14 protein-coding genes and 1 pseudogene are annotated in these 14534 nt (G+C 73.0%); 9 read left to right on the forward strand and 6 right to left on the reverse strand.

Annotation, left to right across the window (positions count from 1 at the left end; all coding sequences use genetic code 11):
• Window positions 1–140: 140 nt before the first annotated feature.
• The 3 genes from AB0K92_RS03685 to AB0K92_RS03695 all read left to right on the forward strand — a co-directional run bounded on the left by AB0K92_RS03685 (window position 141) and on the right by AB0K92_RS03695 (window position 3437).
• Complete coding sequence (locus AB0K92_RS03685; RefSeq protein ID WP_365919397.1) at window positions 141–1409, forward strand: histidine kinase; 1269 nt, start codon at window positions 141–143, stop codon at window positions 1407–1409.
• Window positions 1406–2071 carry a response regulator transcription factor gene (locus AB0K92_RS03690; RefSeq protein WP_365919044.1) on the forward strand — a complete coding sequence of 222 codons (666 nt, stop codon included), beginning with the start codon at window positions 1406–1408 and terminating at the stop codon, window positions 2069–2071. The genes AB0K92_RS03685 and AB0K92_RS03690 overlap by 4 nt, the downstream gene beginning before the upstream one ends.
• A gap of 160 nt (window positions 2072–2231) precedes the next feature.
• Window positions 2232–3437 (forward strand): cytochrome P450, encoded by a 1206-nt coding sequence (locus tag AB0K92_RS03695; RefSeq protein WP_365919046.1) that lies wholly within the window; start codon window positions 2232–2234, stop codon window positions 3435–3437.
• A 100-nt stretch (window positions 3438–3537) separates the two neighbouring features.
• Here AB0K92_RS03695 and AB0K92_RS03700 read toward each other — a convergent pair whose 3' ends face one another.
• Window positions 3538–5151: an ABC transporter permease gene (locus AB0K92_RS03700; protein ID WP_365919048.1), complete on the reverse strand. Its 1614-nt coding sequence runs from the start codon at window positions 5149–5151 to the stop codon at window positions 3538–3540.
• Window positions 5148–6053, reverse strand: a complete 906-nt coding sequence (locus tag AB0K92_RS03705) for an ABC transporter ATP-binding protein (protein ID WP_365919050.1) — start codon at window positions 6051–6053, stop codon at window positions 5148–5150. The genes AB0K92_RS03700 and AB0K92_RS03705 overlap by 4 nt, the downstream gene beginning before the upstream one ends.
• Window positions 6054–6168: 115 nt before the next feature.
• On the opposite strand from AB0K92_RS03705, the gene AB0K92_RS03710 reads away from it, so the two are divergent.
• Window positions 6169–6675, forward strand: a complete 507-nt coding sequence (locus AB0K92_RS03710; RefSeq protein ID WP_365919052.1) for a MarR family transcriptional regulator — start codon at window positions 6169–6171, stop codon at window positions 6673–6675.
• A gap of 87 nt (window positions 6676–6762) precedes the next feature.
• Window positions 6763–7392 (forward strand): Uma2 family endonuclease, encoded by a 630-nt coding sequence (locus AB0K92_RS03715; protein ID WP_365919054.1) that lies wholly within the window; start codon window positions 6763–6765, stop codon window positions 7390–7392.
• A 1-nt stretch (window position 7393) separates the two neighbouring features.
• Here AB0K92_RS03715 and AB0K92_RS03720 read toward each other — a convergent pair whose 3' ends face one another.
• Complete coding sequence (locus tag AB0K92_RS03720; RefSeq protein WP_166000810.1) at window positions 7394–8275, reverse strand: diacylglycerol kinase family protein; 882 nt, start codon at window positions 8273–8275, stop codon at window positions 7394–7396.
• 187 nt (window positions 8276–8462) lie between these two features.
• On the opposite strand from AB0K92_RS03720, the gene AB0K92_RS03725 reads away from it, so the two are divergent.
• From AB0K92_RS03725 to AB0K92_RS03735, 3 genes and pseudogenes are all read left to right on the forward strand, one after another.
• Window positions 8463–9746 carry an adenylosuccinate synthase gene (locus AB0K92_RS03725; protein ID WP_365919056.1) on the forward strand — a complete coding sequence of 428 codons (1284 nt, stop codon included), beginning with the start codon at window positions 8463–8465 and terminating at the stop codon, window positions 9744–9746.
• A gap of 270 nt (window positions 9747–10016) precedes the next feature.
• The gene (locus AB0K92_RS03730) at window positions 10017–10574 is read left to right on the forward strand and encodes a heme-binding protein (RefSeq protein ID WP_365919398.1); all 558 of its coding nucleotides are present in this window, start codon (window positions 10017–10019) and stop codon (window positions 10572–10574) included.
• 441 nt (window positions 10575–11015) lie between these two features.
• Window positions 11016–11654, forward strand: a pseudogene (locus AB0K92_RS03735) (hypothetical protein); the annotation flags it as partial.
• Between the two features lie 56 nt (window positions 11655–11710).
• Here AB0K92_RS03735 and AB0K92_RS03740 read toward each other — a convergent pair.
• Complete coding sequence (locus AB0K92_RS03740) at window positions 11711–11941, reverse strand: hypothetical protein (protein WP_365919418.1); 231 nt, start codon at window positions 11939–11941, stop codon at window positions 11711–11713.
• Window positions 11942–12156: 215 nt separating this feature from the next.
• Here AB0K92_RS03740 and AB0K92_RS03745 point away from each other — a divergent pair, with 215 nt between their 5' ends.
• Entirely contained in the window at window positions 12157–12885 is a 729-nt protein-coding gene (locus AB0K92_RS03745; protein WP_365919420.1) for a WD40 repeat domain-containing protein, read from the forward strand.
• A gap of 30 nt (window positions 12886–12915) precedes the next feature.
• Here the strand turns inward: AB0K92_RS03745 and AB0K92_RS03750 are convergent, their stop codons facing one another.
• Both AB0K92_RS03750 and AB0K92_RS03755 read right to left on the reverse strand, forming a co-directional pair.
• Window positions 12916–13566 carry a hypothetical protein gene (locus tag AB0K92_RS03750; protein WP_166000818.1) on the reverse strand — a complete coding sequence of 217 codons (651 nt, stop codon included), beginning with the start codon at window positions 13564–13566 and terminating at the stop codon, window positions 12916–12918.
• Window positions 13567–13769: 203 nt separating this feature from the next.
• Complete coding sequence (locus AB0K92_RS03755) at window positions 13770–14471, reverse strand: GntR family transcriptional regulator (RefSeq protein ID WP_365919059.1); 702 nt, start codon at window positions 14469–14471, stop codon at window positions 13770–13772.
• Window positions 14472–14534 lie beyond the last annotated feature (63 nt).

Consider the following 14534-nt stretch of genomic DNA (forward strand, 5'->3'; position numbering starts at 1 on the left):
CGACGCACTCCGCGAGCCGCGCGGAACACGCGGCATCCACAGTCCCCCCGAGCCCCGCGGGTTCTGCCGGCTCCACGCATTCCGCCGGTTCCGCCGGCTCCCCGTACGCCGCCTACAAGCCGCGCAGCCCCGAGTACCGGCTGGCCGCCGACGCCCTGCGCGGCCTGCGGCAGGACCTGTTCCGCGACGCCTTCGCCTACCGCCCGCTGCCCCGCATGGCGGCGGACGGCCCGCTCACCCGGCGGCTGCGGGGCCGGCTCCGGGAGTACGTGTCGTGGACCCCGCACGCGGTGACTTGCGCCGCCAGCTTCTTCGCGCTGCTCCTGGCGTCCGTCGGCCGCGACGGCGGCAGCGCGGACCCGATCGTCGCGCTGTGCGCCCTCGCGCCGGTGCTGCTGACCATGGTCCGGCCGGTCGCCGCGTTCTGGGCGTCGATGGCCGCGACGCTGATATGCGGCGTGCTGGGCGGCTGGGGCGACTGGCCGTGGCCGCCCGGCGCCTTCCTCTCCCACCTGGTGGTGCTGACGGTCGTCGCGATCCGCACCCGGCCCCGCACGGCGGCCTGGATGTGGCTGCTGACCGGCGTGTACGGGTTCTTCGCCGAGAGCCTCTTCGGCTGGGGCCACTACAGCACCAACACCGCGCCGATGCTGGTCGTCTCCGCCATGGTCCTGCTCGTCGTCACCGTCTGGCACATCCGCCGGGAGGCCGAGCAGGAGGTCACCGCCCAGCAGACGGTGACCGCGCACGAGCGGTCCCGGCGCACGCTGCTGGAGGAGCGCACCACGATCGCCCGGGAGCTGCACGACGTGGTCGCCCACCACATGTCGGTCGTCGCCATCCAGGCCGAGGCCGCCCCCTACCGGGTGGAGAACCCGCCGCCGGAGCTGGAGCGCGCCTTCGCGACGATCCGGGAGAACGCCGTCGCGGCCCTCACCGAACTGCGCCGCGTCCTCGGCGTGGTCCGCGCCGAGGACTACGAGGCCCCGGACGCCCCGCAGCCCACCCTCGCCGACCTGGACGCGCTGCTCGCCAACGTGCGCGACGCCGGCCTGGACGTCGGCAAGACGGTGACCGGAGCGGTGCGCGAACTCCCGCAGGGCGTGGAGCTGTCGGCGTACCGGATCGTGCAGGAGGCGCTGAGCAACACCCTCAGACACGCGCCCGGCGCGAGCGCCCGCGTCGAGATCGGCTACGTCCTCGGCGGGCTGGGCCTGCGCGTGGTCAACACCGCCCCGCCCGCGCCGTCCCTGGTCAAGCCCTCACCGGGCGCCGGCCACGGCATCACCGGGATGCGCGAGCGCGTCTCGATGCTGGGCGGCGAGATGACGGCCGGCCCCACGGACGACGGCGGCTACGAGGTGACGGTGTTCCTGCCCGTCCCGACGGCGAGCGAGGACGACGCATGACCATCCGCGTCCTGGTCGCGGACGACCAGATGATGGTGCGCGAGGGCTTCTCGGTCCTGCTGAACGCGATGCCGGACATCGAGGTCGTCGGCGAGGCGGTGAACGGCCGGGAGGCGGTCGACCGGGTCCGGGAGCTGTCACCGGACGTCGTGCTGATGGACATCCGGATGCCGGAGCTGAACGGCATCGAGGCGACCCGGGAGATCGTCGCCGCGGACGGCACGGCGAAGGTGCTGGTGCTGACCACCTTCGACCTCGACGAGTACGTGTACCAGGCGCTGCGCGCGGGAGCCTCCGGGTTCCTGCTGAAGGACGCCTCGGCGCGGCAGCTCGCCGAGGGCGTGCGGGTGGTGGCGTCCGGGGAGGCGCTGCTCGCCCCGTCGGTCACCAAGCGGCTGATCACCGAGTTCTCCAAGCTGGCCGAGGGCCCGAAGGTGCTGCCGCAGGCGCAGCAGGCGTACGGCGACCTCACCGACCGCGAGACGGAGGTGCTGGTCCTCATCGCGCACGGCCTGTCGAACGCGGAGATCGCGCAGCGGCTGGTGGTCGCCGAGTCCACGATCAAGACGCATGTCAGCCGGGTCCTGGTGAAGCTGGGCCTGCGGGACCGCACCCAGGCGGCGGTGTTCGCCTACGAGGCGCGGCTGGTGACACCGGGCTGACCCGGCCGCGAGGGGCCTGGCCGCGAGGGGGCCTGGCCGCGAGGGACCCGGCCGCGAGGGACCCGGCCGCGCGAGCGCGAGGAGACCTGCGCGAGGGGGCGAGGGAACTGGGCATTGCGGCCCCTGGCCAGGGACGGGGCCGCCGGGCTAGCGTCCGGTCATGGCAGCCTTCGACCCGTGGGACCCGGCGTTCCTCGCCGACCCCTACCCCGCCTACGCCGAGTTGCGCGCCCGCGGCCGCGTGCACTACTACGAGCCCACGAACCAGTGGCTGGTCCCGCACCACGCGGACGTCTCGGCGCTGCTGCGGGACCGCCGGCTGGGGCGGACGTACCGGCACCGCTTCTCGCACGAGGAGTTCGGCCGCACCCCGCCCCCGCCGGAGCAGGAGCCGTTCCACACGCTCAACGACCACGGGATGCTGGACCTGGAGCCGCCGGACCACACCCGCATCCGGCGGCTGGTGTCGAAGGCGTTCACGCCCCGCACGGTGGAGCGGCTGAAGCCGTATGTGGAGGCGCTGGCCGGGGAGCTGGCCGACGGGCTGGTCCGGCGGGGCGGCGGTGATCTGCTGGCCGAGGTCGCCGAGCCGCTGCCGGTCGCGGTGATCGCCGAGATGCTGGGCGTCCCGGAGTCCGACCGGGCGCCACTGCGGCCGTGGTCGGCGGACATCTGCGGGATGTACGAGCTGAACCCGTCGCAGGAGACGGCGGCCAAGGCGGTGCGGGCGTCGGTGGAGTTCTCGGACTACCTCAGGGGGCTGATCGCCGAGCGCCGCAGGAAACCCGGCGACGATCTGATCTCGGGTCTGATCGCGGCGCACGACGAGGGCGACCGGCTCACCGAGCAGGAGATGATCTCGACCTGCGTGCTGCTGCTGAACGCGGGCCACGAGGCGACCGTGAACGCCACGGTCAACGGCTGGTGGGCGCTGCTGCGCCACCCGGACCAGCTCGCGGCGCTGCGCGCGGACCACTCCCTGGTCCCCACCGCGGTCGAGGAGCTGATGCGCTACGACACCCCGCTCCAGCTCTTCGAACGCTGGGTCCTCGACGAGATCGAGATCGACGGGACGGTGATCCCGCGGGGAGCGGAACTGGCCCTGCTGTTCGGCTCCGCCAACCACGATCCGGCGGTCTTCACAGAACCCGGCCGCCTCGACCTCACCCGCGCCGACAACCCGCACATCTCGTTCAGCGCCGGCATCCACTACTGCATCGGCGCCCCGCTGGCCCGTATCGAACTGGCCGCCTCCATGAGGGCACTGCTGGAACGCGCCCCGACCCTGACCCTGGCCTCGGAGCCGAAACGCAAGCCGAACTTCGTTATCCGGGGACTGGAGGGCCTGGAGGTGAAGATCGCCTAGGGGCGCGGCGCGGGCGTCCGCGCCCCCTGTGCGGGGCCCGGCCACTTCAAGAAGCGACCAGACCTCAGGAAGCGACCAGGCCTCAGGAAGCGACCAGACGTCAAGAAGTGACCAGATCCCGGCGCCGCAGTCCCGCCAGCCCGGCCGTCACCAGCACCGCCGCCAGCGCGGTGAGGAGGACCAGCGGTGTCCAGTCCGGCTCCCCGCCCGGCAGCTTCGGGAGATGGCCGAACGGGGAGAGGTCCAGCACCACCCGCGGTACGTCCAGCGCGGGCCCGATCCAGCCGAGCAGCAGCGCCGCCCCGGCGACCGCCCAGGCCGCCGTCGCCGCCCGGGGCAGCAGACCGTGCAGCAGGACCGCCACCCCGCCGATCACCCACACGGCGGGCACCTGCGCCAGGCACGCGCCCAGCACCGGCCCGACCCGCTCGCCGTGACCCAGGGCGAAGCCCAGCCCGGCCAGCAGCATGATCAGGACCGTACCGCCGAACGCGACGGCGAGATGGCCGGCGGCCCACCGGAGCCGCCCCACCGCGTTCGCCAGCACCGGCTCCGCCCGGCCGGAGGTCTCCTCGCCGTGCAGGCGCAGCACCGAGGCGACGATGTACAGCGCCGCGACCAGTCCCAGCATTCCGATCATGGCCGACAGGAACGCGTCGGTCAGGCCGGCCTGTCCGCCCATCCGCTCGATGATCCGCCGCGCGTTGTCGTTGTCGCCGACCAGGTCGGCCGCGCCCTCTGTCATCCCGCCGTAGACGACACCGGCGAGCAGGAACCCAATGCTCCAGCCCAGCACACCGCCCCGTTGCAGCCGCCAGGCGAGCGCGCCCGCGGTGCCGAGGCGTCCGGCGGCCGGACCGGACCGGGCGGGCAGGAAGCTCATGCCGATGTCCCGGCGCCCGGCGAGTGCGTAGGCGACCGCTCCCTGGAGCAGGGCGGCCCCCGCGAACAGCAGCAGCACCCACCACCGTTCGCCGGCGAACGCCCGCAGGTTCTCCAGCCAGCCCAGCGGCGACAGCCAGGTCAGGACGTGCGAGCCGTCGTCGGTGGCCGAGTCGCCCGCGGCGCGCAGCACGAACGCGGTGCCCAGCACCGCCGCCGTGAGCCCGCGGGCCAGCCGGGCGCTCTCGGTGAACTGGGCGACGATCGCCGCCATCGTCGCGAACACCATGCCGGTTCCGGCGACGCCGAGCCCGAAGGCGAGTGCGCCGGTGCCGCCCTGGGCGGCGAGTCCGCCCGCGATCAGCAGCGCGAGGGTGGTGTTGGCGACGGCCGCGGTGAGCAGCGCGGCGGTGAGCGGGGCGCGGCGGCCGACCACCGCGGAGGAGATCAGCTCCTGACGTCCGCTCTCCTCCTCGTCGCGGGTGTGCCGGACGACGAGGAGCAGGCTCGTCACGGCGGCGAGCGCGGCCGCGTAGACCCCGGCGCGCCAGACGGTCAGGGCGCCGTAGGAGTCGCCGAAGACCGGGCCGACCATGGCGCGCAGCGAGGCGTTGGTCTCCAGCTGCCGTACGAGGCCGGCGCGCTCGGCCGCCGTGCCGTACAGGCCCTTGAGCGTGTTCGGCATGGACAGCACCATCAGCGCGTTGACGCCGACCCAGAGCGGGATGGTCAGCCGGTCGCGGCGCAGCGCGAAGCGCAGCAGGGTGCCGGTGCCGGCCAGCGGGCGCGAGCCGCCGCCGGACCGTGCGGCGAGGACGGAGGCGGCGGTCATCGGGCCGCCTTTGGCGCCGGCTCGTCCTGGTAGTGCCGCAGGAACAGCTCCTCCAGAGTGGGCGGGGTGGAGGTCAGCGAGCGCACGCCCGCCTCGCTGAGCTGCCGCAGCACGGCGTCGAGCTTGTCGGTGTCGACCTGGAGCCGGACCCGCCGCCCCTGGACGTCGAGATCGTGCACGCCGGGCAGCCGGGACAGCCCGTTCGGCGGTCCGGCCAGCTCGGCGCTGACGCTGGTGCGGGTCAGATGCCGCAGCTCGGCGAGCGATCCGCTCTCCACGGTCCGCCCCTTGCGGATGATGCTGACCCGGTCGCACAGCTCCTCCACCTCGCTGAGGATGTGCGAGGAGAGCAGGATCGTCCGCCCGCGCGCGCGTTCCTCCGCCACGCACCGCTGGAAGACCTCCTCCATCAGCGGGTCGAGGCCGGAGGTCGGCTCGTCGAGGATCAGCAGGTCGACGTCGGAGGCGAACGCGGCGACCAGGGCGACCTTCTGCCGGTTGCCCTTGGAGTACGTCCGGCCCTTCTTCGTCGGGTCCAGCTCGAACCGCTCGGTCAGCTCGGCCCGCCGTCGCGTGTCGAGTCCGCCGCGCAGCCTGCCGTACAGGTCGATGACCTCGCCCCCGGAGAGGTTGCGCCACAGCGTCACGTCGCCGGGGACGTAGGCGATACGGCGGTGCAGGTCCACGGCGTCCGCCCACGGGTCGCGGCCGAGCACCCGCGCGCTGCCGGAGTCGGCGCGCAGCAGGCCGAGCAGGACCCGGATGGCGGTGGACTTGCCGGCCCCGTTGGGCCCGAGGAAGCCGTGGACCTCGCCCGCCTCCACGTCCAGGTCGAGTCCGTCGAGTGCCCGTGTCCGGCCGAACGACTTGTGCAGTCCGCGGACGGTGATGGCCTTCGTCATGCTTCGGAACGTACGCTTTTTTCAGAAATTTGTGAAGTTAAGGAAGCGTATGAATCACCGTTAGACTCGGACGGGACCGGCCCGACGGCGCTGAACCGGGGAGATGATCGAGGGCATGACGGACGCAGCCGGAGCGGCGCACGGCGTGGCGCGCGATCCCGAGACGGTCTCCCGGTTCGTGGAGCACTTCGCGGCGCAGCTCGTCGAGGCGGGCGTGCCGCGGATGCCGGCCCGTGTCTTCGCCGCGCTGCTCGCCTCCGACAGCGGCGCCCTCACCTCCGCCGAGCTGGGCGAACAGCTCAGGATCAGCCCCGCCGCGGTCTCCGGCGCCGTCCGCTACCTGGCCCAGGTCCACCTGGTCTCCCGCGAACGCGAGCCCGGCTCCCGCCGCGAGCGCTACCGGGTGCACAACGACCAGTGGTACGAGGCGCTGACCAACCGCGAGGCGATCATCAAGCGCTGGGAGGACGCGCTCCGCGAGGGCGTCACCAGTCTCGGCCCCGACACCCCGGCGGGCCGCCGCCTCGCCGAGACGCTCGCCTTCTTCGAGTTCGTGGAGGACGAGCTGGAGACGCTGATGGCGCGGTGGCGCGAGCGGCGGCAGGAGCTGTTCGGCCGATGACCTCGTGATCCGCCAAAATGATCACATGACCGTAGTCGTGTCGCTACGCTGGGTGCTGCCTGGTCTGCGGCGAGGGGAGGGCGCATCATGACGTTGATGACTGAGCGACCGACGACAAGCGGCACCGAGGCCGGCAGCTTCGAAGAGCTGCTCGACACCCTCGACAAGTGGGACGTGCCCGGCTTCAGGGCCGAGGTCATCAGGGGGAGCATCGTCTTGTCGCCGTGGTCCAGGGGTTACTACGAGGACGTCATGGAGCTGATCTGCGATCAGCTGCGACCGCACATGCCCGACGGGCACCGCATCAGTTGCAGCCCCTTCCTCTACGTCTTCCCCGGCGAAGAACGCGCCTACGGACCGGACATCCACGTGGCGCCGCGGCAGATCTTCAGGACGACCAGCAACCGCCTCGACGGCGAAGCCCTGACCCTGGCCGCCGAGCTGACCTCCTCCGCCACCCGCGACGACGACCTGACGGACAAGGTCGTGGTCTACGGCAGGGCCGGTGTCCCCGTGTACCTGCTGCTGGACATGCAGGAGGAGCAGGCCACCGTCTTCTGGGACCCCTCTCCCAAGGGGTACGAGTCCCGTCAGACGAGGCCGTTCGGGGAGAAGCTCGCCCTGCCCGCCCCGTTCGGGTGCGCCCTCGACACCAGCGGCTTCCGGGCGCCCCGGCAGCAGGCCGAAGAGCGCGAGCGGGAACGGGCCGGGGACTGACTCACCCGCCCGGTGCCGGGACCATCAACCCCAGTGCCCCCTCCGACACCGTCCACGTCCGGCGCCGCACCGGCCCGGTGACCTGGGTGTCGGCGCGGTAGCGGAAGGCGGGACCGGTCACCGTGATCCTGCGGCCCTCCGCGCGCAGCGGCGTGGCCGCCGCGCCCACCGACAGGGGGCGTACCTCGACCTCGGCGAGGCCGGAGGGGCCCGGGATCACCGAGACGGCCGTCAGGGGCTGGCCGAGGTCCACCAGGGTGCGCCCGTCGACCTCGACCCGCAGCCGGGCCGGCCCGGCGGGGCTCGGCGGGGCGACGGTGGCCACGCGGGCGGGGCGCGGCGGTACGAGGGTGCGGACCAGCGACTGGCAGGTCCGCAGCCACGGCCGGCTCACCGCGGTGGCCCCCTCCGGTGCCGTACGCCCGCCCGGCAGCGGCGGGATGCCGACCCCGCCGACCACCACCCCGTCGCTGTCGTCCACGAGCAGGTCCAGCCGCCGCTCCGCGCCCTCCAGCACCGCCCGCGCCGCCGCCACCGTGCCCGTCGGCACCCCGAGGGACCGGGCCAGCGACAGCACCCCGGAACCGCTGCCGACCGGCACCAGCGACAGCACACATCCGGCCAGGTCCCGCTGCCGGTGCAGAACGGACACGGCCCGCACCAGCGCCCGGTCGTCACCGACCACGACCGGGCGCCGGGAGCCGCGCCGGGCGAGCATCCGGGCGAATTCCTCCGGACCGTCCGGCAGGCACACCTTGGTGGCCGCACCCGCGCTGAGCACGTCTTTCGCGATTCGCGCGGACTCCGAGTCCACTCGCCGGGCGACCGGATCGATGATCACCAACAGCTGCTCGGACGTCGCGGAAGTCGCCACCTCGGTCATGCCTCGCTTCCTCGGGTAGCATCTTTGTGCAAGAGCCCCTTGCGCTATTGCGCCAGGGGCTTCGTCTATTCCGGGGCATCCGGTCCGACGGGTTGCGGCCAAAGAAGGTCGCCGGTGTACGAGGCACACTCCGTGTCACGCGCACCCCTGACCTTGGACATGCCCCGCCCGGAAGGGGTGTACGCGCGTGCCCGCACTTGTGCTGCTCGGTGCTCAGTGGGGTGACGAAGGCAAGGGAAAGGCGACGGACCTGCTCGGCGGCTCCGTCGACTATGTGGTGCGTTACCAGGGCGGCAACAACGCCGGCCACACGGTAGTCGTGGGCGATCAGAAGTACGCCCTCCACCTGCTCCCTTCCGGAATCCTGTCCCCCGGCTGTACGCCGGTCATCGGTAACGGCGTCGTCGTCGACCCGTCGGTCCTGCTCTCCGAGCTGAGCGGGCTGAACGAGCGCGGCGTCGACACGTCGAAGCTCCTGATCAGCGGTAACGCGCACATCATCACGCCGTACAACGTGACCGTCGACAAGGTGACGGAACGCTTCCTCGGCAAGCGCAAGATCGGCACCACCGGCCGCGGCATCGGCCCGACCTACGCCGACAAGATCAACCGCGTCGGCATCCGCGTCCAGGACCTCTACGACGAGTCGATCCTGCGCCAGAAGGTCGAGGCGGCGCTCGACGTCAAGAACCAGATCCTCACCAAGCTGTACAACCGCCGCGCCATCGCCGTGGACCAGGTGGTCGAGGAGCTGCTGGGCTACGCGGAGCAGATCCGGCCGTACGTCGCCGACACCGTCCTCGTGCTGAACCAGGCGCTCGACGAGGACAAGGTCGTGCTCTTCGAGGGCGGCCAGGGCACCCTGCTCGACATCGACCACGGCACGTATCCGTTCGTGACCTCGTCGAACCCGACCGCGGGCGGCGCCTGCACCGGCGCCGGCGTGGGCCCGACCCGGATCAGCCGCGTCATCGGCATCCTCAAGGCGTACACCACGCGCGTCGGCGCCGGCCCGTTCCCGACCGAGCTGTTCGACGAGGACGGCGAGGCGCTGCGCCGCATCGGCGGCGAGCGGGGTGTCACCACCGGCCGTGACCGCCGCTGCGGCTGGTTCGACGCGGTCATCGCCCGCTACGCGACCCGCGTGAACGGCCTGACGGACTTCTTCCTCACCAAGCTCGACGTGCTCACCGGCTGGGAGCAGATCCCCGTCTGCGTCGCCTACGAGATCGACGGCGAGCGCGTCGAGGAGCTGCCGTACTCGCAGACCGACTTCCACCACGCGAAGCCCGTCTACGAGATGCTGCCGGGCTGGTCCGAGGACATCAGCAAGGCGAAGACCTTCTCCGACCTGCCGAAGAACGCCCAGGCGTACGTCAAGGCGCTGGAGGAGATGTCCGGCGCCCCGATCTCCGCGATCGGCGTGGGCCCGGGCCGGGACGAGACGATCCAGATCAACTCGTTCATCTGAGTCGTTCGTCCGAGGCACGCGAGAAGCCAGAAGCACCCGCAGAACCGGACCGCAGAACCGGACCGCGGAACCGGACCGCAGAACCGAGGACCCCGCCGTGCACCGGCGGGGTCCTCGGGCGTCCGGCGTCCCTGGGCGGCCGAGGGCTGCGGCCGCCGGGGGGTCATCCGTTCGGTGGACCCCCGCCTCGTCCCTTCCGGGCGCCGGACGTACCCGGTGCGCCGACGGACCGGGCCGGCGGGCGGCCACAGCATGGACGTCATGCAGAACATCAAGCGCATCCCCCGCCGCACCCGCCTCCTCACCGGCGGCGTCCTCGTCGCCGCCGTCGCCCTCGGGACCGTCGGCGCGGTCTCCGCCAGTGCAGGCTCCCCGGCCCACGGCGCCCCCGCCGCCGTTCAGGCCGACGCGAGGAACCGGGACCTGTTCCAGAGCTCCCATCTGACGATCGACGCCGCGACCGAGGCCGCGCGGGCCGCGCTGGACGCAGCCGAGCAGGAGGGGCAGCGGGTCACCGTCGCCGTCGTCGACCGCAACGGCAACACGGTCGTCACCCTGCGCGGCGACGGCGCCGGACCGCAGTCCTACCAGTCCGCCGAGCGCAAGGCGTACACCGCCGTCTCCTGGAACGCCCCCACCTCCGAGCTGGCCAGGCGGCTGCAGAACGCGCCGAACCTGAAGGACATCCCCGGCACGCTCTTCCTGGCCGGCGGCGTGCCCGTCACAGCCAAGGGCGCCCCCATCGCGGGCATCGGCGTCGCGGGCGCGCCCTCGGGCGACCTGGACGAGAAGTTCGCGCGGGCCGGCGCCGCCGCCCTGGACGACTGACCCGGCCGCCGTACGCGGTACGCCCGTCCGTGCCCCGGTGGCGCACGCGCCCCCCCGCGCCGTGCGCCACCGGGCGCTCGCCGCGCTGCGCGAGCGCCGCCCTGGACGACTGACCCGGCCGCCGTACGCGGTACGCCCGTCCGTGCCCCGGTGGCGCACACGCCCCCCCGCGCCGTGCGCCACCGGGCGCTCGCCGCGCTGCGCGACCTGACCCGCCCGAGCAGTGGCCGGGTGCAGCTGTGGGACCTGGCCGATCCCGGGCGGCCGGTCGAGGGTGGCCGCTTCCGGGGGAAGGGCCCGTCCGCCCTCGCCCATCACCCCCACGAGCCGCTGCTGGCCGCACAGTCGGCCACGGAACTGACGCTGTGGAACACCGCCGACCCGCACCGGCCCGAGCGGCTCGCGCGGGTGCCGGTCGAGGGGAGCGAGGCGACGTTCAGCGTGGCGTTCAGCGGGGACGGCCGGACCCTGGCGTCCGGCAGCGACAAGGGCCGGCTGCGGTTGTGGGACGTCTCCGACCCGGCGCGCCCCGAGCTGCTGGCGCAGCGCACGGTGGCCGACGCCGATCTGATCTCCCTGGCGTTCACCCGCGACGGACACCACCTGATCACCGGCAACGGCAACGAGCCGGACTCGGACGGGCGCTCCGCCCAGGTGCGGCTGTGGGACCTGACCGACCCCGCCCTGCCCGTCCTGCGGGACACCGAGCGGGCCGACTCGGTCATGTCCGTCGCCGCCCACCCGCGCCGCGACCTGGTCGTCTCGAACGGTGGCGGCGGGAAGACGGCCTGGTGGCACGTGGTGGACCGGCGGGACTTGCGGCGGGTGCCCGCCGAGGACTACAGGGACAGGTGGGGCGACTCCGGAGGCATGCCGCAGCTCGCCTTCAGCCCGGACGGCAGGGTCCTGGCGGGGGCGGACCGCGACGTCGGGGTACGGCGGCTCGACGCAACGGCCGAGCCGGCCGAGCTGGCCCGTATCGAGCCGGAACTCAGCGGACTGTCCGCGGGGCAGCCGGTCCATTCGGTCGCCTACAGCCCCGACAGCCGCCATCTGGCCGCGGGCGAGGCGGGCGGCGAGATCCGGCTGTGGACCGAGCACGCCTGGGCGCCCGCGCTGCCCGGCTACCTGCCGCCTCACGAGATGGGGGGCACGAGTCCCGTCAGCGCCGACGGCAGGCTGCTCATCACCAAGGAGTCGGAGCCGGACGACTCCGCGACCACCCGGATCTGGACCCTCGGCGACCACGGCACGGTGAAGCCGCGCCACACCCTGCCGGAGGACTGGGAGGCGAACTGGTTCCTGACCGGCCGGGACGGCGACCCGGTCCTGCTGGCCCACCACTGGGCGGGAGGACTGGACCACACCCTGCAGCTCTGGCGGTTCGGTGCCGAGGGCCCGCCCCGCAGGAGCCCGGGCATCCGGTTCACCGCCAGTGTCCCGCACTTCGCCGTCAGCCCCGACAACCGGCTGCTGACCGTGGGCTCACCGCAGGAGCGGGCCAATCGCCCTGTGGGACATCAGCGATCCCGCGAAGCCCGTACACCGGGCCGACATCCCCGCGCGGGCGGACGGCGGTCCCTTGGAGACGGGAAGCCTGTGGTTCGCGGGCCCGCACACGGTCGTGACCGTCGAGGACGGATGGCACCTGCGGCTCTGGGACGTGTCCGACCCCCGCCGTCCGCGCAAGGGCGCCGTGATCGAGGACGCGGCGTTGAGCGAAAGCGCCCTCTACGACGACGTGTCCGAGCTGCTCATCACGGAGGAGCCCGGCCACACGATCCGGCTGTACGACCTCTCCCAGCCCGCACGTCCCAAGAAGGGAGCCACGCTCCCGGCCGCTCCCGGCAGCTACTTCCCCGCCGGGAAGGACCGGCTCGCGTCCGCGGTCACCGACGGGGCGATCGAGTTCTGGGACGTGTCCGATCCGGGCAAGCCGGCGAAGGAGCACGAGACCGTACGTCTCGACCGGGCCATCAAGTCCCTCGACCTCATCCCCGACGGCCGCCACGCCATCACCAGTGCCCCCTATCGCATCTGGTCCCTGGGCCGTGACGGCGGCTGGGTGACCCCGGAGTTCGCCACCCTGGAGGGTGCGGATTCCGTCCGGCTGCCCGCGGACGGGAGCTGGCTGGCCGTCACCGTCGAGATCGACGCGGCAGGCTGGACCAACGAGAAGCGGACGTACATCCTCGACTACGACACCGATCGCCTCTACGAGGCCATGTGCCGCGCACAGCCCGTCAGCCTGTCCCAGGACCGCTGGGGGGCGCTGTTCCCGCACCTGGACCACCGCCCGTCGTGCGACTGAGGAGGGGGTCCCCGGGGCCGGGGCCCCGGCTCAGCTGAAGACGATCATCGACCCCTGCGCCAGACTCCGCGTCGCCGCCGCGTGCAGCCCCAGCCAGACGTGCCGCTCGCGGGCGAACGGGCTCGGATCGTACGGCGCCGGGACGGCGGGCTCCTCCAACTCGGTCGGCCCGAGCGGCGGTTGCGGGGCCGCCGGGGGGTTGGCCGGGTCGATGCCGAGGGCGGGGGCGACGAACTCCAGCTCGCGCAGCAGCGTCTGCGAGGAGCCCAGCGGACCGCCACCCGCGAGGAGGTCGTCGTTGGACAGGGGGTGCGGGAAGTCGACGGGAACGTAGGCGCCCGCGTGGTCGTAGTGCCAGACCAGGTGGGACTGCTGGGCCGTCGACTCGAACATCTCCAGCAACTGCTCGTAGTCGCCGCCCAGTTCGTCGACCGGGGTGACGGGCAGCCCGCAGACCTGGAGCAGATAGGCCCGGCGCAGGAAGTGCAGCGCGTCGTAGTCGAACCCGGCGACCGGGGCGACCTCGCCGGACAGGCCCGGCATGTACTGGTACACCGGCACCGGCGGCAGCCCGGCCGCGGCGAGCGCCTGGTTGTATTGCGCGAGTTCCTCGGCGAAGGGGTTGTCCGGTGTGTGGCACAACACGTCGACGAGCGGGACCAGCCACAGGTCACAGGCCAAAGAGGGCTCCTCGGGTACGAGCGCGCAGGTGGTCAGGGAAGCGTAATCGGTGGGGGCCGCGCGGGTCCCCACCCGTACCGGTCCCCTCTCGTACCGGTCCCATACCCACAACGGCCGCCGACCGCCCGTCGGTCGAGCGTCAGCCGGCCACCGCAGCCCGCGGGCGGGCCGCCGCCGTCCGCCGGCCGTCCGTCAGTTGAGCGTCAGTCGCCCGCCAGCCGTTCGATCAGCGTCAGCGCGTGCGTGTTGTACGCGGCGATGAGCGCCCGCGCGGTGTCGGTGTCGCGGCGCGCCAGAGCGTCCACCAGTTCGGTGTGCCCGGCCCACAGCTGCCCGCGCAGATCGGTCAGCCGGCGCAGATGCTGCACGGCGCACACCCAGGACTGCACGCGCAGCCGGTGCAGGAAGTCGGCGAGGTAGGGGTTGCCGAACAGGCCGCTCAGCTCGCGCCAGAAGCGCAGGTCGTAGCCGATGAGGACGGTGAGGTCCCCGGCGGTGGCGGCGCGCTGGGCCTCCTCGCCGCGCCGCCGCACCCCGGCGAGCGCGGTCGCGGTGCGCGGGTCGTCGGGGTCACGGAAGCCGCGGTGGCCCTCGCCGAGCGCCTGGAACATGCCGTCGGTGACCAGGCTGCGGGCCTCGACCAGACCGCGGAAGTCCTCGACGGAGTACTCGCGGACATGGAAGCCGCGGTGCTGGTCGGCCTCCAGCAGGCCCTGCGCCGACAGGTCGACCAGCGCCTCGCGCACCGGGGTCGCCGAGACCCCGTACTGGTCGGCGATCTCCTTGACGGTGAACTCCTGCCCCGGCTGAAGCCGCCCCGCCAGCACCTCGTCGCGCAACGCGTCCGCGATCTGCTGCCGCAGGGTGCTACGGGTCACAGCGCCGTGGCCGCCGGTGCCGGGCATGGTGGGGGAACTCCCTCGTGCGTGCGGATGGCAGGGCACGGTTGTGCCCACGAGCACGCCACC

This window comes from Streptomyces sp. NPDC052687 (genome assembly GCF_040678395.1).
In the GTDB taxonomy this organism is placed as follows: Bacteria; Actinomycetota; Actinomycetes; order Streptomycetales; family Streptomycetaceae; genus Streptomyces.